The organism is Pseudomonas sp. HP_14 (assembly GCF_055283875.1).
In genome coordinates, this window is record NZ_JBTOQI010000005.1 from 24,561 (window position 1) to 44,427 (window position 19,867).

Sequence of the window (19,867 nt, forward strand, 5' to 3'; positions counted from 1 at the left end):
GGCCAGGAATCAAACCCTCGCGGCTAAAGCCGCTCCTACGGATTTCAGGTAATCGCAGAATTGCGATCGGGTTACTTCGAAGGTCTATCTACCCACCCGTCATATTCATGAACCGCACCACCTGCACTTCATCGTTAACGCTGAAGTTGTGGCTCCAGGGTTTGAGCTGCATGGCGTCGATAATCGCCTTTTCGAGCTTTTCCGGCTGGCCCGGATTAGCCCGCAGCACGGCCTTGAGGTCGGCGGAATGTTCGTTGCCCAGACACAGCAACAGGCGGCCCTCCACAGTTAGTCGCACCCGGTTGCAGGTCGCGCAGAAGTTGTGGCTGTGGGGTGAGATGAAGCCAATACGGATGTCCGGTGCCTCGGCCAGGCGCCAGTAGCGCGAAGGTCCTTGAGTGGACTCGGTGGAATTGATCAGCGTGTAGCGCTCGGCAATACGTTCGCGGACCTGATCACTCGAATAGAAGGACTCGGCCCGGCTGTGGTCGCTGATAATGCCCAGCGGCATCTCTTCAATGAAGGAGATATCCAGCTTGCGGTCAATGGCAAACGCCACCAGATCGTTGATTTCGTGATCGTTGCGACCTTGCATCACCACGCAGTTGAGCTTGGTGTGCACGAAACCGGCCGCGTTCGCGGCATCAATACCGGCGATAACCTTGCTCAGTTCGCCAGTACGGGTCATTTCCTTGAATCGCGCCGGATCAAGGCTGTCCAGGCTGATATTCAGTCGGGAAACCCCGGCTTCGAACAACGGCTGGGCAAGCTTCTCCAACTGCGATCCATTGGTGGTCATGCACAGTTCGCGCAAGCCGGGCAGGGCGGCGATCTGCTCGCAGAGGCCGACAATCCCAGACCTTACCAACGGCTCACCGCCGGTCAGGCGAATCTTGCGCGTGCCGAGTGCGACAAACTGCTCGGCAACCTGGAAAATCTCTTCCAGAGAAAGAATCTGCTGGCGTGGCAGAAACGTCATTTCCTCGGCCATGCAATACACACAACGGAAGTCGCAACGGTCTGTCACTGACATCCGCAGGTAATCGACCTTGCGTGCAAAGCTGTCCATCAGGATACGGTCTGACATTTCCACCTTCTCAACACATTCTCCAACAGGCCTGTAACCGCACTGTTCATGGCAAGTTTCATACTTTTTGCGAGCGGGCCGCCGATGCTACAGGGTTATCGGCCGATGTCAGCGTTTGGTTATAGGAAACATAGTAAGCCAGTCCTACAAATACCGCTCCACCCACCGCATTACCGAGGAATACCGCAACAAAGTTCTCTACAAACTGAGTCCAGCTCAGCGCGTCGGCAAAGATAGCGGCGGGAATCAGGAACATATTGGCAACAACGTGCTGAAAACCGATAGCGACGAAGGCCATGACCGGAAACCACATGCCGAGAATCTTACCTGCAACGTCTTTGCTTGCGTAGGACAGCCATACCGCAAGGCATACCAGCCAGTTGCAGCCGATGCCGGAAATAAATGCCTGACCGAAATCGGCGCTGACTTTGCCCGTAGCGATAGCCACTGTTTTAGCCAGATAGGGGCCTTCGGTCAATCCCAGCATGTGACCGAAGAAAAACGCGACAAACAGAGCGCCCAGCAGGTTGGCCAGGGTCACCAACAGCCAGTTGCGCGCTACGGCTGAAAGCCGAATGCGCCCGGCGAACATGGCCATTGGCAGGCTCATCATGTTGCCGGTCAGCAGTTCACCACCCGCGAGGATCACCAGAATCAGACCGATCGGGAACACCGCTGCGCCCAACAGGTTGCCAAACGAGGCCCACTGAGCGGGAATCATGGTACTGACGTGAATGTCGAGCAGAAACCCTATGGAAATGAACGCACCCGCCAGAAAGCCCAGAATCAGTACGGAAAGGGTAGGGAGGTGGGCCTTTTTCACGCCTGCTTCGACGGTCAGTTCGGCGATCTGTTGCGGGGTGTTCACGGACATGGTTCTGGCTCAAGCAGAGTGACGATACGAGGCGCGCGCATAAGCACACGCCGCTGGCAGTCACCAGTCAATAGTAGGGTTCTTTAGCGTCCGGTCTGGTTGCGCAACGCGGGGTCAGTCACGCTCGCAGGTTCCTGTGATTCAGAGGCGAGAGGTGCCCGGTCGATAGCAATCAAGCCGGGAATACCGGGATGGTCTGCGGGGCGCCTGAATTAGTAAGCAAGCTACTGAGTCGAAATGCCGCAGTCCAATCGCTTGTTCCGATGAACTCATCGACATCCTCAATCGCCACCCTGTAACCCTTACAGGCTACGGCCTGGAGCGTAGTGCTCAAAGGCTTTGCTCATGCGCGAAAGTAAGCTCCACCTGCGCACCCTGTCCGTTGCCAACACGTCGGTTGCTGCGTAAAACGCTCGCACCGCAACGTTTCGACAGGGCATCGACCAGATTAAGGATCGATGCGTTACCCGGGCTGATGAAGGCTTTCAAGATGGTTTCGTTGAAGCCTGGGCCGTCGTCACAGAGGCACACGCGAGCAGTGGTCGCGTCGATGGGTGCTATGTGCAGTTCGACGCCGCTGCCCGTACCGTGCTTGATCACGTTATCCAGCAGTTCGTTAAGGATCAGCCCCAGATTCGAGCCCATCTGGAGTGATACATAAACCGGCCGGGTCTGCAGACTCAAGGTGATTGAGCGCTGCTGTTGCGCATTGATGAAACCTTGCGCCAATTGCGGCAGTAACTGAGCCAGATCAACTTGATTGCGGGTATTGCGATGCAGTTGTTCCTGTACCGCGCCCACACCCACAACTCGAGTAATTGCCGATTGCATCAGGGTTCTGGCTTCTTCACTTTGCGCGCGCAGGCTTGAGATTTGCAGCAGGCTGATGATGAGTTGGAGGTTGTTTTTGACTCGATGATTGAGTTCAGCGAGCAGCCCTTGCTGGTTTTCGGCCATCTCTCGTTGTTCAGTGATATCAAGGCAACTGCCAAAGTAACCGGCGAATTGTCCGTCACGGTAAAACGGTGCACCGCTGTCCAGCATCCAGCGGTACTGGCCGTCGTGACGCCTCACCCTGTAGGGCATTCTGAAGGGCAAACGTTCATCGAAAGCTTTGTGGTAAGCATTGACGCATTCATCCAGGTCGTCCGGATGTATATCGTCTTTCCAGCCATAACCGCACAGTTGCTGTTGGCTTTTGCCGGTAAAGTCAGTCCAGGGTTTATTGAACCAGTCACATTGCTTGTCGCTTCTGGCTCGCCAGATCATCACCGGCGCGTGGTCGGCCAACTCGCGAAATTCTATTTCTCCCAGCAGCGCCGGTCCGCTTTGCAAGTCAGGTTCCGGTTTCATGGGGGGCTTACCGTGGACAATCGTGGCGGGGTTTTCTGGAAAATCTCCAGAGCACTATGGGCAGGCAGCGCGGCGAGTGACTGCCCCTCCAGCAACGCACCTGCAACCTTTGCACAAAAGGTCAGGTCTTGCGGAGCGTAGGGCTTGCGCAATAGACCAAGCGCTGCATCCGCATTGGCACGGGCGGCGAGAATCTGCCCGCTGATGAACATCGAGCTGATGCCATGCTCATTCAAAAGGCTGCGAGCCAGCGCAATACCTTCGTCGTGGCCGCCCAGATTGATATCGATGAAGGCCACATCAGCTTGCTGCTCACCCGCTAGCTGCAGCGCGTGGGATACATCATGGGCAGGGCCGATGACTTCATGTTCTGTACCCAGCGTGGCAACGGCGATCATTGCCAGGACAGGATCATCTTCTATCAGGAGGATGCGCATTTTTTATTCCTGCCTTTTAATCGATAGACGCAAACGAGGGCGCTGAAGTAGGCGGTTACGTCGCGAGGCAAAGAGCTTTTATTTCATGCAAATGCACGTCATGAAGGTTGGGCCGCCCCGTATCTGAATGGTTCAGAAAAGGTTCAAAAAACATCCAGACGGGTGAAGATTATGATTTTTCGTTCGCAATGCTGCGTTCGTATCGCTCCAGAAGTGGCTGGATGCTGACCCCGTGCAACAAGATGCTAAGGGCCACTACCGATAGCGTGAGGCCGACGCTGGCTTGCGCCACGTCTTTCGGCAGCCCGTGACCAAGGGCAAAGCACAGGTAGAAAAGGCTGCCGATGCCTCGAATGCCAAACCATCCGACCAGTGCTTTCTGCCGCTTGTTGAGCAAGCGACGGCTGATCAACAGCCACACGGCAACGGGTCTGATGACGCAAAAAAGTGCCAGGCCCAAACCTACCGCACGCCAATCCCAATACAGGGCAAGGGAGGCGCCGAGCAGGGTGATCAACAGCACTTCCATCGACCGCTCGACAAGGCTGCCAAACGCCAGCATGTCTCCCATCATGACGCCAGCAGCCAGTTGCGACTCACTCAAATCCTCTTTCTCGGCAACAGTCGCACGCTCGACACTGCCGCTCATGTGCCCGATGACGGGTTGGGCGAGGTGCTCGGCGGGCACTTCGGACTGAGTGATCCGGGCCTCTGCCTGGCGTAAGCCCAGGCCCGCAGCAAACACTGACAGGAATCCGAATGCACCCAAGCCGTTGGCCACTACATAAGAAATGGCAATCAGCGCCAGGGCCAGAAAGTCATTGGGAGACGTGTCGCTGTCGGCATTCTTGATGCGTAGGTAGATCATCAAATGCCCGACACCCCGGCCGAGCCCATAGCCAATCAGCAACCCCACTGGCACGCCCCACAGCAGGTTCTTTATGGCCCAGTGCTGAACCCAGTTCATATCACCGGCACCATGGGTCAAAAACAACAGGGCGAAGATCACGAATGGAAAGGCCGTTCCGTCGTTGAGGCCTGCCTCGCCGGACAGCCCAAAGCGCAGGCGGTCGGAGTCCTGTGCGCTATTAACCTGCACCAGCGAGGCGAGTACCGGGTCGGTAGGCGAAAGCATGGCGCCCAGCAGGATTGAAATCCCCCAGGACAAACCGAACAGGTAATGCGCCGCCATGGCGGTACCCGCGATGGTCACCAGCATGACGGGCCCGGCCAGCCAGTAGGCGGAACGCCAGGCTTTGCTGGCCAACGGCAAACGGAGCTTGATCCCGGTACTGAACAGCGAAAACAGCACGGCTGCTTCAGTCAGGCGTTCAAGCCAGCCTGAAGCTTGCTGGAAGTCCAGGTTGAGCATGTCCAGCCCGGCTGGACCGATCGCAAAGCCGAATGCGAGGCAGACTGCCGAGGTGGTGACGGGCAGCCAGCGCAAGTAGGAAGAAGTCAGCGCGAGCATCATCAGCAACGCGCCTAGTACAGTCATGCAAAGAATGAAGCTCATCCGGCCTGAAGTCTCACAACGGGGCCTCGCAAATACGAGGCGATAAGGTTGTGACTGCTCAGGGTCGGGATAGTTGAAACATTTGGTATCAAAGGCTATCGGGGTGGGTTACGGGAAGGTCTGGGGTGGTGATTTCATCCACCAATTGATAGATGTGCTGGCTGACCTGACGCAGTAACTGTAGGAGTGACCGGGGTGGCGCTCCACCTTGCTCGCGATAGCGTCAGGTCAGACGACACCTTCTTAACAGATCTACTGCCATCGCAAGCAAGCTCGCTCCTACAGATGGTGATGCGGCTTGTAGGAGTGAGCTTGCTCGCGATTTGGTTTACCGCTCTACCGTCCTGTTCCAGCGCGCATTCCATTCCGGGCGTGTCAGGTTGACCTGATCCCAGTCGATGGTCACTGCCGTTTCCAGATATTTGTTCATCGCCTCAACCTGGCCGCGGGTCTTGTCCGTGGTCGGGGTTTTCGGGTTGGACGGGATCTGGTCACCAAACTCCAGCGCGGGCGCTTGAGCTTCTGGGGTCAGCAGATAAGCGGCGAGTTTCTGCGCCAGTTCCGGCTGATCGTTTTTGGCGATTGCACACTCGGCCACGTTCAGCACCACGCCGCCTTCTTTAGGGGGCGCGTACTCCACCGGTACGCCCTTGATTTTCAGTGCGGTGACCTGAGTTGGCGTGAGCGGGAACAACGCGGCTTCGCCGGTCTGCACCATCTCGGAAATCTTCGCCGAGCTGGCGATGTATTCCAGCACGTTAGGGCCAACGGTTTTCGGCCATGCCTTGAAGCCTGGCTCCACGTCAGTTTCGCTGCCGCCCTGAATGCGGTTGAACATCAGGAAGCCATGCAGGCCGAAAGTAGAGGAGGCCATGGACTGGAACACGACTTTCTCCTTGAATTTCTTGTCCGCCAGATCCATCCACGAGGTCGGCGCTGCCCAGCCGTTTTCCTTGAACATTTTTGTGTTGTAGGCCAGCCCGGTGACACCGAGGCTCACCGCTGCCGCTTCGTCCTTGATCTTCGCCTTGGCAGGCAGATCAGCCAGCGACGGGCTTGGCTGAAGCTTGTCGCACAGGCCCATGGAGATCGCCCGGTACATGATCCCGTCATCGAGGAACATCACGTGCATCTGCGGGTTGTCTTTGCTCGCCTGAACCTTGGCGAGAATGTCCGAAGACGTTCCCGGCACGATCACGACTTTGACGTTATTGGCTTTCTCGAAAGCAGGCAGGACCTGATCGGCATACAGGCGCTCCATCGTCCCGCCGTTCATGCCCAGATAAAGCGTGGTGGCGGCCTGGACCGGGGAAGAGGCGAGCATCACCGCGAGGGGCAGGCACGACAAGCCGGTAAATGCGATACGTTTTGCGTTCTTCATTGCAGCGACCTTCCTCTGTGCAAAGGGATGAAATCAATGGTTAACGGTTTTACAGGTTTGGGCAGTCTGTTGAAAACGGCGGATGGAAAATGCTTCCAGGGAAATCGTCGACTGACCGGTGCATACCCATTCGGCAAGGGCCTCACCCGCAGCCGGGCCAATCTGAAAACCAGAGCCTGCAAAACCGAAGCCATGCAGCAGGCCAGGTTGCAGGAGGCTCGGGCCGAGCACCGGTTCGCGATCCGGTAAATACCCTTCGGTGCCACTCCAGGTACGAATCGCCTGTGCACCGGCCAGCGGCGGATACAGCTCCACCGCGTTGCGCAGGATATCGACCACGGCGGCTTGCCCCGGCCTGGCGCGGGTCGGGTCCAGCGCAAAGCCCTGACCGCCGCCCAGCACACAATTGCCTCGGGCGACTTGCCGGGCGTAGATACCACCGCCCTCGACACCCGTGCTGACGTCCATGAACATCGGCAGCGGCTCAGTGACCAGCATGGCCGGGTGGCCAGAGACCATCGGCACCGGCTCGCCGAATTGCGCCGCCAGATCGCTGGCCCATGCGCCTGCACAGTTGAGCAGCCAGGGTGCACGCAGGTTCAGGCCGTTAGCGGTGCGCACCACGAAGACTCCGCCGTCATGACTGACGTCTACGACCCTGGCTTGCTCATGGATCTGTGCACCCGCCTTGCGGGCGGCGCGGGCGAATGCCGGAGAGACCAGCCGCGGGTTGGCATGACCATCTTCGGCGCAAAACGAGGCACCCACTGCAACATCACCCGCCCAGGCAAAGCGTGCCCTTAACTGCTCGCGATCGAGCAATTGCAGGTCCAGCCCAAAACCACGGCTGGCATCGGCGTAAGCCCGCAGCGCATCCATATCCTTGTCACTGCGGGCCAGTTTCAGGTGCCCTGAGCGCAGGTACTCGCCATCGATGCCAATCAGCTCGCGCAAGCCGCTCCAGATGCCATGGGCGCGCTGCGATAACGGCAGCTGGCTCAGCGGGCGACCCTGACGCCGCACGCCACCGTAGTTAACGCCGCTGGAATGCGAACCGCAGAAATCGCGCTCCAGCAACGTCACGCGTTTGCCCTTCAAGGCCAGAAACAAAGCCGCTGATGCGCCGACAATGCCACCGCCAATGATCAGCGCATCGCTTTCGATGATTGCGCTCATGACGACGTCTCCACACCAAATGGCAACGGTTTGACAGGGGCCTGTCCGCGCAGCCGACCGATGCTTTGCAGGTCTCGGCCGCTGCACTGGGCGACGAGTTCCGCTGCCGCCAGCCCGCACATCCGACCCTGGCAACGGCCCATGCCGACCCGGCACATGGCTTTTACCCGGTTGATCTCCCAATGGCCTTCGTTGACCACGGTACGGATATCGCCTGCACTGATTTCCTCACAGCGACAGATGATCGTTTCGTCCGGGACCGTTTTGGCCCAGTCAGTGGGGAAGGGGAATGCAGTTTCCAGCCCGTGACGAAAGCGCGTGATCTGCTCCAGTGTGTGCTTCAAGTGTTCGCTGCGGGCTTTGTCGACCACCAGGCCACTGTCCTCCAGCAGGGTGAGGGCAGCCAGTTCGCCGGCCATTTCTGCAGCATCAGCGCCCATGATGCCCGCACCGTCACCGGCCAGATAAACGCCTGCGACAGTGCTGCGCCCAGCGTCATCACGGGTGGGCAGCCATGCACGATTGAGCTTGCTCCATTGAAACTCGCAGCCGATCAGGTCAGCCAGTTGTGTCTCGCTGCGCAACGCATGGGCGAAAGCCACCGCATCGCACTCCAGTTGTTGCACTGCACCACTGTCTTGCCACTGCACGCTGTTGACGCGCTTCTCGCCCTCGATACGTTGCAAGGTCGCGCCCTGATGCACGGCAATGCCATGAGCCGTCAGCCAGGCGCGGTAGTACAACCCTTTAGCGAGGGTCAGCGGCTGCCCCAGTAGTGCGGGCAGTGCCCGGCACTGGGCGGAAAAGGGCGCGCTGTCAAGGACGGCGACAACGTCGGCCCCGGCCTTGGCGTATTGATAAGCGACCAGATACAAGAGCGGACCGCTCCCGGCAAACACCACTTTTTCGCCGATGGCGCAGCCCTGATATTTCAAAGCGATCTGTGCCGCGCCCAGGCTGTACACACCTGGCAACGTCCAGCCAGGTACAGGCAGGATACGGTCGGTTGCGCCCGTCGCGATGATCAAGTGGCTGTAGTCGATGCTCCCGGCGCGGTTTTCCTGCAAGGTGTCGAGTCGCTGTTCTTCAGCGTTCCACACCAGTGTTTGTGGGCGATAGTCGATGTGCTTCGCCAGTTCGTCGAGGGTCTGATGCACGGCGACGGCTTTGCCCGCCTCAAAGCCATACAGCGCTTTGGGTTCACGTCGGAAGTTCTCGGGCTGACGGCGATAAATCTGTCCGCCGCCCCGCAGGCCCTCATCCAGCAAACACGCCTTTACGCCATGAGCATGCAGGGTTTGCGCAGCACGAATACCCGCAGGACCTGCGCCGACGATCACCACCGATTGTGCGGTATGGGTATTCATGGCTGCCGTCCCGGATCACGGCTGACGATTTGCCCACCTTCGAGCAATGTTGAGCAGGCGCGTACCCGACGACCATCGCCAAGGCGCACCCAGCAATCCTGACACGCGCCCATCATGCAGAAACCGGCGCGAGGCTCGGCACTGAAGTCGCTGCCGCGCAGGTGTTCGCTGCTGGTCAATACCGCCGTGAGCAGGGTGTCGCCCTGCAAGCCGCTGGCAGGCTGGCCGTCGAGGGTGAAGGCCAGCGCCGGACGGTCGTGTTCGACCAAACGTTTGAGCAATGCCATGAGGTTCGCGCTCCAGGCCTCAGGTTAATGTTTGCCGACCAGCACCCGATCCAGGCCATAAACCCGGTCGAGGATGATCATGGTGGCGGCGGTCAACGCGATGACCAGCGCGGAAACGGCGGCCATCATCGGATCGATGGACTCCGTGGCGTAGACGTACATGCGTACCGGCAGGGTCTGTGTAGACGGCGAGGTGACGAAGATCGACAGCGTGACTTCGTCGAAGCTATTGATGAACGCCAGCAACCAGCCACCGGCCACGCCGGGCAGAATCATCGGCAAGGTGATTTTGCGGAACAGCGTGAAGCGGCTGGCGCCCAGTGACTCAGCGGCCTGTTCGGCGCTGCGATCGATACCGATGGCTGCGGCAATCACCAGGCGCAATACATACGGCGTAATGATCACCACGTGGGCGAGGGTCAGCCAGAAGAAGCTGCCGTTGACGCCCATCAGGGCAAACAGGCGCAGCATCGCCACGCCCAGCACCAGATGCGGAATGATGATCGGCGACAGGAACAATCCATTGAGAAAGTTGCGCCCCGGAAACTGGTGACGGGTGATCGCCAGTGCTGCGGGTACGGCGATAATCGTCGCCAGTGTGGCGGCGACAAAGGCCAGAATCAGGCTGTTGTAGAACGAATCAATGAAGTCGGCGCGCTCGAAAATCGCCCGGAACCAGCGCAGGGAAAATCCTGAAGTCGGGAGGCTCAGGGTGTTCTCCGGTGTAAACGCGACCAGACAGACCACCACCAGCGGCGCGAGCATGAACACCACGACCAGGGCGTGAAACGACAGGGCCAAAGGACCGTTTTTAGACATGGCTCATTCCCCCAGGGTTTTCTTGTAGCGGCCTTCGACCATGCGGTTCCAGGACAACATGACCAGCAGGTTGACCAGCAGAAGCGCCACCGCAATCGTCGCGCCCATGGGCCAGTTCAGCTCCGAGAGGTATTGGTCGTAGACCACCGTGGCGACCATTTTCAGGCGGCGTCCGCCGAGCAGGCCGGGGATGGCGAAAGAACTGGCCGACAAGCCAAACACAATCAGCGTGCCGGACAACACGCCAGGCATGACCTGAGGCAAAACCACCAGACGCATCACTTTGGCCTGACTGGCCCCGAGGGACAGAGCGGCCTGTTCTGCCGCCGGGTCGAGCTTCTGCAGAGAGGTCCAGATCGGAATGATCATGAACGGCAGCATCACGTGCACCAGTGCGATGATCACTGCAAAAGGCGTGTAGAGCATCTTGATCGGTTGGCCGCCCAGCGCCTGGATAGCTTGGTTGATAAGGCCGTCAGCACCCAGCAAGAGGCTCCAGCCAAAGGCACGCACCACGACGGAAATCAGCAACGGCGTGAGGATCAGGATCAGGAAAATCGAACGCCATGGCGTGCCCATGCGGCTCAGAATGTATGCCTCGGGGACGCCGATGACCACGCAGAGCAGCGTCACCAGTGCACTGATCCAGAAGGTGCGCAGGAAGATTTCGTAGAAGTACGAATCGGTCAGTACTTCGCCATAGTTGGCCAGGGTGTAAGTATCGCTTTTGACCCCGACTTCATAGTCGAACACGTTGAACGACAGGATCAGGGTCAATGCCAGCGGGACCAGCAACAAGCAGGTGAACATCACCAGCGCCGGTGCCGAGAGCAGATAGCCGCGGCCACCTCGGCGCATATCACTGAGCAGACTCATGGGTGCACCTCGTCGGCATCCAATACGCGCAGCAAACCTGCTTGCCAGTCCATGCCCACTGCAGTGCCTTCTTCCATCGGCGCGTCGCCGTCGTTGCGACGGACCACGGTCAACTCACCGATGGCGGTTTCGATGCGATACAGCCATTGGCTGCCGAGGAAGTAGCGGGTCACGACCTTGCCTTGCAAGCGCCCGGTACCTGCGGCAACCAGATCGATTTTTTCCGGGCGCAAGCTCAAGGTTAACGCGCCGTCGCCAGGCACGTGGCGTACTTGCGCAGCGCCTTCGCTGTCCAGATCCCCCGGCAGCATGTTGGCCTTGCCAACAAAGCCGGAAATGAACCGGGTGCGTGGATGTTCGTAGAGCTTGTAGGGTTCGTCGATCTGGGTGATGCGCCCGGCCTGCATGACCACCACGCGGTCGCTGATCGACAGCGCTTCCGCCTGATCGTGAGTCACCATCAAGGTGGTAATACCGACTTCGCGCTGAATACGACGAATCTCGAACTGCATCTCTTCGCGCAAGTTGGCGTCAAGGTTGGACAGCGGTTCATCAAGCAGTAATACCGGCGGCTCGATCACCAGCGCCCGCGCCAGGGCAACCCGTTGCCGTTGACCGCCCGACAGCTCACGCGGGTAACGCTGCGCATGCTGGCTCAGACGCACCAACTCCAGCACGGTTGTCACACGGCGCTGAATATCTGCGGCCGGCACCTTACGCATGCGCAGGCCAAAGGCGACGTTGTCGGCAACGCTCATGTGCGGGAACAGGGCGTAACTCTGGAACACCACTCCCAAACCACGGCTGCTGGGTTTGGCATGGGTGATATCGCGGCCATCAAGAATGATGCGACCGTCGCTGACCTCAACGAAGCCGGCGATCATTTGCAGGGTAGTGGTCTTGCCGCAGCCGGATGGGCCCAGCAGAGAAACGAATTCGCCTTTCTCCACCGCCAGATTCGTGGCGACCACGGCGTCGATACTGCCGTAGCGTTTGGAGAGACCTTCAAGCTGCAAAAAAGCCATAGCTGCGTTCCACCTTTTCATCACGCACAGCGTTGCGGTGCGTTTTTGTTATGGGCAGATGCGAAATGAAATCTTGCAGTTGCTGTGGACGTTGGTGCTCGCTCTGAGTCGGCTACCAGGTTTTGTTCAAATCGCCCTGTGGACTGAGATTAAGACGAAGACTAGGATGGGTGAAAGGATGAATTTCACTGGATGGTATATTTCTTTCATTTCTTTCGTTCAATGAATTAGTTATTGGTAAGTGATCATATGAATTCCACTGAGCGGAATGAAAATCCAAAGGATACCGGCGTTGGCGCAGTATCAAGGCTGTTCGCGGTGCTCCGTTGCCTGGGCGATTGCTCCGAAGAGGGCGAGCGCGTTACTCAACTCGCCCAGCAAGTCGGCCTCTCGCAACCCACTACCCACCGTCTGCTGCGCAGCCTTATGGATGAAGGCATGGTCGAGCAGGATCAGCGCAGCAAGCGCTATCGCCTGAGCATCGAGTTCTTCGCCCTGGCCGCCAAGGCAGGCAAGACCAGCAACCTGCGCGATGTAGTGCGCCCGAGCATGCTGCGTCTTTCGGCCTCTTTGGGGGATTCACTGTTCCTGCTGGCCCGCAGTGGCTTCGATGCCGTTTGTCTGGATCGTAGCGAGGGCCCTTATCCGATTCGCACTTTTACTGGCGACATCGGTGGTCGTGTTGCATTGGGCGTGGGGCAGGGCAGCCTGGCGATTCTTGCTTATCTGCCGGAAGAAGAGCGCGACACCGTCATCCGCTATAACCTGCCACGCCTCAAGGATTTTCACCTTTACGACGAAGTATTCCTGCGTTCGGAAGTCGAGAACGTCCGCCGCCTCGGCTACGCCGCCCGCAACACCGGCGCACTGCCCGGCATGGCGGGGCTGGCGGTGCCGATTTTTGACCGCGAAGGCCGCTCGGTCGCAGCCCTTAGCGTCGCCACCATCAGCGACCGGCTTGGCCCCGACCGGTTACTGACCGTGGTGGAATTGCTCAAGCGTGAAGCGGCGGTTATCAGCGCCAGGATCAACCCGTTTGACCCGACATTGCGACGGCCCAGTCAGGTGTTTGGGCAGGTGGATTGATTCGCTCGCTTCGTAGCCTTAAGCAAGTTATCTGTTTGCTACGCGACGTACGCCTGACCCGCCTTCCCGGATAAATCCGGTGCCCCGTCCTCCGCATTCCTGTAGGAGCTGCTGCTGCGCGACGTGCGCCGGACCCGGTAGGACCGAATTCATTCGGGAAGAGGCCGCTAGGGTCGACATACCTTTACAGTCAGCAGTACCGCATTCCTGTAGGACTCCAGACAAACCCCGACACACTCATCACGATCAACGGCCCTCAAGAACCCTCCGCCCAAGCCGATGCGCAATCAACTGCGTTGCGAGCCTTTTGTCCGCAACGTCACGTACAGGGAAGTCAATATTTTCGGTTTGCGCAGCGCCGCAAACCCTCCCCCCCGAGGTACTCGTTTTATGGGTAAATCCCTTCGACTCCAGATTCTGGGAATGCTGGGCGGCAGTCTGGTGCTGGTGCTGTTGATCGCGCTGGCCTGTTTCCAGTTCCTTTCCAGCAATGTGCAGGCCTATCGCGGATTGCTCGAAGGCCCTGTGCGTGCGTCGCAGTTGGTGGACGAAGCCAATCTGGAATTCAAGACTCAGGTGCAGGAGTGGAAAAACGTCCTGTTGCGCGGCAAGTTGCCAGCGGATCGCGACAAGTTCTGGGGGCAGTTCGAGGCGCAGGAGCGTCTGGTTCAGAGCGCGCTCGGGAAGCTGGAGCGTGTGCAGGGTGTGCCGGCGTCGACGTTGACCCAAGTGCAAAAACTGATGGAAGAACACAAGACTCTCGGTGCGGCTTATCGCAAGGGGCGTGATGCCTTCATTGCGGCGGGCGGTGATCCCGTCGCCGGTGACCTTGCGGTAAAAGGCGTTGACCGCGCTGCCAGCGAGCAGATGAGTCAAATGGTGGACACCTTGCGCAAGAACAGTGGCGAGCAATCGGTGCTGATCAGCAACGCAGCTGACCGGACGATATTGTTCGGTGCCCTGATCATGCTCGCGTCTGCGGTTTTGGTGGGCGTGCTGACCTGGTGGTTGGTCAATCGCAACCTTATCGCGCCAATCCGGATGCTTATCGACTACGTGTCGCAGTTAAGCCATGGCAAGTTTGCCGAGCGGGTCAATATCACTCGTCAGGATGAGTTGGGACATCTGGCTGTGGCGGCGAATATTCTGCGCGACTTCCTGGCGGATACATTCAATCGCCTCAAGCGCAGTACTACCGATCTGGACACGGCTGGCAACGAGTTGAAATCCATCGCCACGCTCATGGCGCAAGGCACTCACGAGCAGTTCGAGCGTACAGACCAGGTGGCTACGGCCATGACGGAAATGTCGGCGACGGCGCAGGAAGTTGCAAGGCATGCCGCTCAGGCTGCCAGGGCGGCGGATGATGCGGATCATCATGCCCGGGAAGGCGACAAGGTCATGCAATCGACCATGACCACCATCAATCTGATGCGCAGCGAAATCGGCAATACAGCCAATGTGATTCAGCGACTGGAGACCGACAGCGTGCGCATCGGCAAGGTGCTCGAAGTGATTCGTGGCATCGCTGATCAGACCAATCTGCTGGCGTTGAACGCGGCCATTGAGGCTGCGCGAGCCGGTGAGGCCGGGCGTGGTTTCGCGGTGGTTGCAGACGAGGTCCGTACACTTGCACAGCGCACCGCCGTGTCTACCGCCGAGATCAACCAGATCATCGACTCGGTGCAGACCGGTGCCAGCGATGCGGTTATAGCGATTCAGGGCGGTCAGACCCGCAGCGAGGAGAGTGTCGAGCAAGTGAGCAATGCCAGTGCCACCCTGCACCGCATTACCACGGCGGTGGAGGCGATTCGCGACATGAACCGGCAAATTGCCACGGCTGCTGAGGAGCAGACTTCAGTGGCTGAGGACATCTCGCGCAATCTCACTGAAATTACCGCCATTGCCAGCACCAATCAGGACAACGTCAAACGTACCCAGGCTGCCAGTCATGAGCTGCACGGGCTGTCTGTGGGCTTGAACGACGTTATTTCGCGATTGAGTGCCTGACATCGCTCCCGGCTTGTATTACATCGTCCGCACCGGCACCATTCAGGGCATTCGGCCGGTCGGGCCTTGGCATTACGATGGGCAGTAGCGGGCAATGAGCAGCGATTTTAAGGAGTGGCCGGAGGACAGCGAACCGCTGGAATTCCCGGCAAAAGATACCGCTGAGCGTTTGCAACTTGCGCTGGATGCCGACGCCATCGTCGGCACCTGGGTGTGGCATGTGCAGGACAACCATGTCATCGGTGACGAGCGCTATGCTGCTGCATTTGGCCTGACGCCACGGGAGGCTGTGGAGGGCCTGCCGCTGGAGAAGGTCACGGCCTCGATTCATCCTGATGACCGGGCGCGTGTCGAAAGCGAAATCGGCATAACCTTGCTGCGCGGTGGCGCATTCAGGTGCGAATATCGCGTGCTGCATCGTGATGGCAGCTATCGCTGGCTCGAAGCCAAAGGCCGTGTCGAGTTTGATCAGGACGGCGAGCCCACCCGTTTTCTCGGCGTGCTCATGGATATCGAGTCGCGCCGTGCAGCTGAAGTAGAGCGTGACCGCATTACGTCGCTGCTGCGCACCTTCACCGCAGCAGTTCCCGGCGTTGTGTACGCCAAGGATCGCCAGGGACGCATGCTGGTTGCCAATCACGGCACCACGCAATTGATCGGCAAGCCACCCGAGTTTTACATCGGCAAGACCGACCTCGAATATCTCGAGGACAAGGACCAGGCCCGAGTGATCATGGCCACCGACCAGCGCATCATGAACGGGGGCGTATCAGAGCAGGTTGAAGAGCAGGTCAGACTGGCGGACGGCTCGGCTGCGACCTGGTTGTCGGTCAAGGCACCGCTGTTCAGCGACGACGGGGAAGTCATTGGCCTGATCGGCTCGTCCATTGATGTTACGGCAAGGAAGCAGGCTGAAGCGGCGGTTCAGGACCTCAATCTGACCCTCGAACAACGCATCCGTGAAGCCATCAGCGAGCGCGAAGTGGTTGAAGAAGCGCTGCGTCAGTCGCAGAAAATGGAAGCCGTCGGGCAGCTCACCGGTGGCATCGCCCACGACTTCAACAACTTGCTGGCAGGTATTTCCGGCAGTCTGGAGTTGATGCAGATGCGCCTTGGGCAAGGCCGGGTCGCGGATGTTGATCGTTATCTGGTGGTTGCTCAGGGAGCAGTGCAGCGGGCGGCGGCGCTGACCCATCGCCTGCTGGCGTTTTCGCGCCGTCAGACCCTTGCGCCGATCCCCACCAACGTCAATGCCTTGATCATGGGGATGGAGGAGTTGATCCGCCGTACCGTAGGCCCTTCTGTTGATATTCAGGTCCGTGCTGCCGCAGACCTCTGGACGGCTTTGATTGATCCGGCCCAGCTGGAAAACTCTCTGCTCAATCTGTGTATCAATGCCCGGGATGCCATGCCCCATGGCGGCAGCATTCTGATCGAGACGCGCAATGAAGTTCTGGATGAGAACAGCGATCTCGATCCAGAGGTGCGTGTGGGTGAGTACCTGAGTATTCGCGTGACTGACAGCGGCTGTGGCATGACGGCAGACGTGGCGGCCAAAGCATTCGAGCCGTTCTTTACCACCAAGCCGGTGGGTGAGGGTACCGGGCTGGGTCTGTCGATGATCTATGGTTTCGCCCGGCAATCCGGAGGTCAGATCCGGATTCGCTCCGAGGTCGATCAGGGCACGATGGTGTGCCTTCAGTTGCCACGTCATGAGCGGGAAATAGAGGCTCCGGAGTTTCCGGTGGGGGTCAGTAGCGGCGCATTGGCGGGGCAGGGTGAGACTGTTCTGGTGGTCGATGACGAGTCTTCGGTACGCATGCTGGTCACCGAAGTCCTGAACAGTCTGGGCTATGTGGCCATTGAGGCCGCTGACAGTCTGGCCGGGCTGCGCATTCTGCAATCGGACGTAAGAATCGATCTGTTGGTGACCGATGTCGGGCTGCCAGGCGGTATTAATGGGCGGCAGATGGCTGACGCGGGTCGGGAGTGTCGGCCAGGCCTGCCGGTCTTGTTTATTACCGGTTATGCAGAAACCACAGTGCTCGACAAATGCCACCTTGAGCCGTTGACCGATGTGCTCACTAAACCCTTCGCGTTGGAGGCGCTGGCTTCCAGAATCAGGGAATTGATCAAGGCTGTTTGATTGATGGGGCTGTGCGCGAGTGTTTGAAGTTTCCAGCTACGTGGGTTTGTTCATTGCCGCATTCGGTGCGGCGACACTATTGCCGATGCAGTCAGAAGCGGTGCTGGTGGGCATGCTGCTGTCCGGGCATTACGTCGTTGCGACGTTATTGTTGGTCGTGACGGTGGGCAATGTGCTGGGTTCGCTGATCAACTGGCTGCTGGGCCGTTCGGTCGAGCGGTTTCGCCACAAACGCTGGTTTCCGGTCAGCGAGGCTCAGTTGGAGAAAGCGCAAAGATTCTATCTGCGTTACGGACGCTGGTCGCTGCTGTTGAGCTGGGTGCCAATCATCGGTGACCCGCTGACCATGGTGGCTGGCGTGATGCGTGAGCCACTGTGGAGTTTTCTGTTGATCGTGACCTTGGCCAAAGGTGCGCGGTATTTGCTTCTGACCGCGGTGACTCTGGGATGGGCGTGATGAACAACGCACTATGCGCGGTGATATCAATGCGCCATACTTTGCGTATGCTAATCCCTTTCCCCGCTATTCAGCGCAGAGAACCGTCCATGAAGCTGCTTGCCGTTGTGATCGTCGCATTCCTTTCCATGGCCTCCGTGACCGCGCTTGCGCACAGCGGCGGTACCGACTCCAAAGGCTGCCATCGCAATCACAAGACTGGCGATTATCACTGCCACTGAAACTGTTCAGGGTAAGGGCGTCTTCAGATCTGTCGTGAGCGCAAGGCTTGCTCTCGCAGGCTGGCCACGCGCTCAGGCTCCTGATTGGTCAACGGGGCCAAGTGTGATGGCGCTCTGCCTCATTCGGGAAAGCGGTATTTCAGTCGGTACACAGACTTTGGATGCATCGGCCCCCTCGCGAATAAATTCGCTCCTACCAGGAGATGCGCCAAGGGTAAACATAGCGTCTTGCGCAGGGGCCGGTATGAGCATCACGTCTTTATTGCGCGCCGAACACCCCCGTCCAGTAAATCCCGGCATCACTCTTGGGGTCTACCGCGTAGGCGGCGCCCAGTTCGTGGAATGCCGGGTTCATGAGGTTGGCGCAGTGACCAGGGCTTGCCAGCCAGCCATCCACGACCTTGCGCACGTTGCCCTGTCCGGCGGCGATGTTTTCGCCGATTTGGCGGCCTGAGTAACCGGCCAGCTCCGCCCGGTCACCCGGCATGCGGCCATCACGGTCCATGTGGTCGAAGAAGTTATTGTTGGCCATGCCCCGGCTGTGGTTTTCTGCGGCCGATGCCAGAGCAGGGTTCCAGGTCAGCGGTGTAGTCGCGGCCAGAGCCTGAGTGCCACATTGTTGCGGCTGAGCCCTTGCCGAATTGATCAGCGCCAGTAACTTCTGGCCTTCCGCCTGCCAGTCGCCAAGACGGGCAGTGAGCAGTGGGCGGGCCAGTACTATTCTCCAGTCACGACCTTCGCGGCTGACGCCGATATCGACAAACTGCGGGTCGAGCACCACCCTGCAAAAGCTTTCCTGAATCGTACTCATGGCAGATTGCGCATCACGAGGACCGGAAAGGCTGATCGCTTGTACGTTGACCATCGGGTACGTCGCGCGGGCCATGGCCTGTTGCAGGTCCACCGGGCTGGTAGCGGAAAGCACCAGTCGGGTATCGACGTTCAGAGGTGGTAACTCTTGTGAAACCTGATCGCCGCAAGGTTGTGACTGATTGCGGAAGCTGTTGATTGAATCGACCAGTTGTGACTCTTCGGACGCCACGGCGGTGGCGGTGAATACCAATCCCAGTGACAAGGTGGCAAAACGCAAAAAAGATAAAGTAACGCGCATTAATGTCTCCTTGAACTGACCGCGCCCATAATGCGCGATTTTGCGCTGTGCTGCGAAATGCCATTTATCGAAGCAATATTGAGGGTGAAGAGCGCTGTCAGTTCAGTCCCGCTGGCTCCAAGGGTCAGAAATTGGCTTTAAGGGCGTCCAGTCCGCCTTGATAGACCTCCAGGAACAGTGCTTCGGCCTCTGCATCAGAGATCCCGTCGGGGGTGAAACTGCCGGACCAGGTGACGACTGTCTCTTGATCCCCGTGGCCAGCAACCTGCACCGTGGCGAGGTAGTTAGTCACCGGGAATGGGCCTTTCACGATCGAATAGCTGTAAGTGCGGTTGGCTTCATCGAAGGTTTGCAGCTTTTCGACAATTACGGCGCCGTCAGCTGTGGTCAGCGTTCGCACCCGCCCACCCTCGGAGGCTTCACTGCTGGCAATGAATGGCAGCCAGTCCGGCAGAGACAGAAAACCGCCGATCAATTGCCAGACTTTATCGGCAGAGACGGGTACGCGAATGCTTGCAGAGGCTGTTGCCATGGTCATTGCTCCAAGAATGAATGAGAGGATAGTAAACGCAATTGCAGCGTGACCGACACTCTGGCGGTGAATCGCCCCGTGGAGTCCGAAAGACTGCAGCGCCTGA

The 19,867-nt window shown here is 58.7% G+C and carries 18 protein-coding genes and 1 pseudogene; 5 read left to right on the forward strand and 14 right to left on the reverse strand.

Features of this window, described 5'->3' with window-relative positions:
* Window positions 1-88 precede the first annotated feature (88 nt).
* The 12 genes and pseudogenes from moaA to ACYASS_RS05345 all read right to left on the reverse strand — a co-directional run bounded on the left by moaA (window position 89) and on the right by ACYASS_RS05345 (window position 12,198).
* Complete coding sequence (gene moaA, locus ACYASS_RS05290) at window positions 89-1,087, reverse strand: GTP 3',8-cyclase MoaA (protein ID WP_463585339.1); 999 nt, start codon at window positions 1,085-1,087, stop codon at window positions 89-91.
* Window positions 1,088-1,145: 58 nt separating this feature from the next.
* Window positions 1,146-1,961, reverse strand: coding sequence for a formate/nitrite transporter family protein (locus ACYASS_RS05295; RefSeq protein ID WP_463585340.1), 816 nt, complete (start codon window positions 1,959-1,961; stop codon window positions 1,146-1,148).
* Window positions 1,962-2,291: 330 nt separating this feature from the next.
* A complete protein-coding gene (locus tag ACYASS_RS05300) occupies window positions 2,292-3,314 on the reverse strand; it encodes a sensor histidine kinase (RefSeq protein WP_463585341.1) in 1,023 nt (340 codons plus the stop codon).
* Window positions 3,311-3,751, reverse strand: a complete 441-nt coding sequence (locus tag ACYASS_RS05305) for a response regulator (protein ID WP_243248599.1) — start codon at window positions 3,749-3,751, stop codon at window positions 3,311-3,313. The genes ACYASS_RS05300 and ACYASS_RS05305 overlap by 4 nt, the downstream gene beginning before the upstream one ends.
* A gap of 169 nt (window positions 3,752-3,920) precedes the next feature.
* On the reverse strand, window positions 3,921-5,267 hold the full coding sequence (locus ACYASS_RS05310) for a cation:proton antiporter (protein ID WP_463585342.1): 1,347 nt from the start codon (window positions 5,265-5,267) through the stop codon (window positions 3,921-3,923).
* 328 nt (window positions 5,268-5,595) lie between these two features.
* Complete coding sequence (locus ACYASS_RS05315) at window positions 5,596-6,648, reverse strand: ABC transporter substrate-binding protein (protein ID WP_243248597.1); 1,053 nt, start codon at window positions 6,646-6,648, stop codon at window positions 5,596-5,598.
* Window positions 6,645-7,824, reverse strand: a pseudogene (locus ACYASS_RS05320) (NAD(P)/FAD-dependent oxidoreductase). Before ACYASS_RS05320 ends, ACYASS_RS05315 begins: the two are co-directional and overlap by 4 nt.
* Window positions 7,821-9,191, reverse strand: a complete 1,371-nt coding sequence (locus ACYASS_RS05325) for an FAD/NAD(P)-dependent oxidoreductase (RefSeq protein ID WP_463585343.1) — start codon at window positions 9,189-9,191, stop codon at window positions 7,821-7,823. The pseudogene ACYASS_RS05320 and the gene ACYASS_RS05325 overlap by 4 nt, the downstream one beginning before the upstream one ends.
* Complete coding sequence (locus ACYASS_RS05330; RefSeq protein ID WP_243248595.1) at window positions 9,188-9,478, reverse strand: (2Fe-2S)-binding protein; 291 nt, start codon at window positions 9,476-9,478, stop codon at window positions 9,188-9,190. The genes ACYASS_RS05325 and ACYASS_RS05330 overlap by 4 nt, the downstream gene beginning before the upstream one ends.
* Window positions 9,479-9,502: 24 nt before the next feature.
* Window positions 9,503-10,297, reverse strand: coding sequence for an ABC transporter permease (locus ACYASS_RS05335; RefSeq protein WP_027901476.1), 795 nt, complete (start codon window positions 10,295-10,297; stop codon window positions 9,503-9,505).
* 3 nt (window positions 10,298-10,300) lie between these two features.
* On the reverse strand, window positions 10,301-11,173 hold the full coding sequence (locus ACYASS_RS05340) for an ABC transporter permease (protein ID WP_463585344.1): 873 nt from the start codon (window positions 11,171-11,173) through the stop codon (window positions 10,301-10,303).
* Window positions 11,170-12,198, reverse strand: coding sequence for an ABC transporter ATP-binding protein (locus ACYASS_RS05345; RefSeq protein ID WP_463585345.1), 1,029 nt, complete (start codon window positions 12,196-12,198; stop codon window positions 11,170-11,172). Before ACYASS_RS05345 ends, ACYASS_RS05340 begins: the two co-directional genes overlap by 4 nt.
* A 249-nt stretch (window positions 12,199-12,447) precedes the next feature.
* Here ACYASS_RS05345 and ACYASS_RS05350 point away from each other — a divergent pair, with 249 nt between their 5' ends.
* The 5 genes from ACYASS_RS05350 (at window position 12,448) to ACYASS_RS05370 (ending at window position 18,118) form a co-directional block, all read left to right on the forward strand.
* Window positions 12,448-13,284, forward strand: coding sequence for an IclR family transcriptional regulator (locus ACYASS_RS05350; protein WP_463585346.1), 837 nt, complete (start codon window positions 12,448-12,450; stop codon window positions 13,282-13,284).
* Between the two features lie 390 nt (window positions 13,285-13,674).
* Window positions 13,675-15,294 carry a methyl-accepting chemotaxis protein gene (locus tag ACYASS_RS05355; RefSeq protein ID WP_463585347.1) on the forward strand — a complete coding sequence of 540 codons (1,620 nt, stop codon included), beginning with the start codon at window positions 13,675-13,677 and terminating at the stop codon, window positions 15,292-15,294.
* Window positions 15,295-15,388: 94 nt separating this feature from the next.
* Window positions 15,389-17,440: a hybrid sensor histidine kinase/response regulator gene (locus ACYASS_RS05360; protein ID WP_463585348.1), complete on the forward strand. Its 2,052-nt coding sequence runs from the start codon at window positions 15,389-15,391 to the stop codon at window positions 17,438-17,440.
* A gap of 19 nt (window positions 17,441-17,459) precedes the next feature.
* The gene (locus tag ACYASS_RS05365) at window positions 17,460-17,897 is read left to right on the forward strand and encodes a YqaA family protein (protein WP_463585349.1); all 438 of its coding nucleotides are present in this window, start codon (window positions 17,460-17,462) and stop codon (window positions 17,895-17,897) included.
* Between the two features lie 89 nt (window positions 17,898-17,986).
* Window positions 17,987-18,118 carry a YHYH domain-containing protein gene (locus ACYASS_RS05370; RefSeq protein ID WP_122395202.1) on the forward strand — a complete coding sequence of 44 codons (132 nt, stop codon included), beginning with the start codon at window positions 17,987-17,989 and terminating at the stop codon, window positions 18,116-18,118.
* Between the two features lie 259 nt (window positions 18,119-18,377).
* On the opposite strand, the gene ACYASS_RS05375 is transcribed toward ACYASS_RS05370, so the two are convergent.
* The gene (locus ACYASS_RS05375; RefSeq protein WP_463585350.1) at window positions 18,378-19,229 is read right to left on the reverse strand and encodes a CAP domain-containing protein; all 852 of its coding nucleotides are present in this window, start codon (window positions 19,227-19,229) and stop codon (window positions 18,378-18,380) included.
* A gap of 124 nt (window positions 19,230-19,353) precedes the next feature.
* Complete coding sequence (locus tag ACYASS_RS05380; protein WP_463585351.1) at window positions 19,354-19,761, reverse strand: SRPBCC family protein; 408 nt, start codon at window positions 19,759-19,761, stop codon at window positions 19,354-19,356.
* Window positions 19,762-19,867 lie beyond the last annotated feature (106 nt).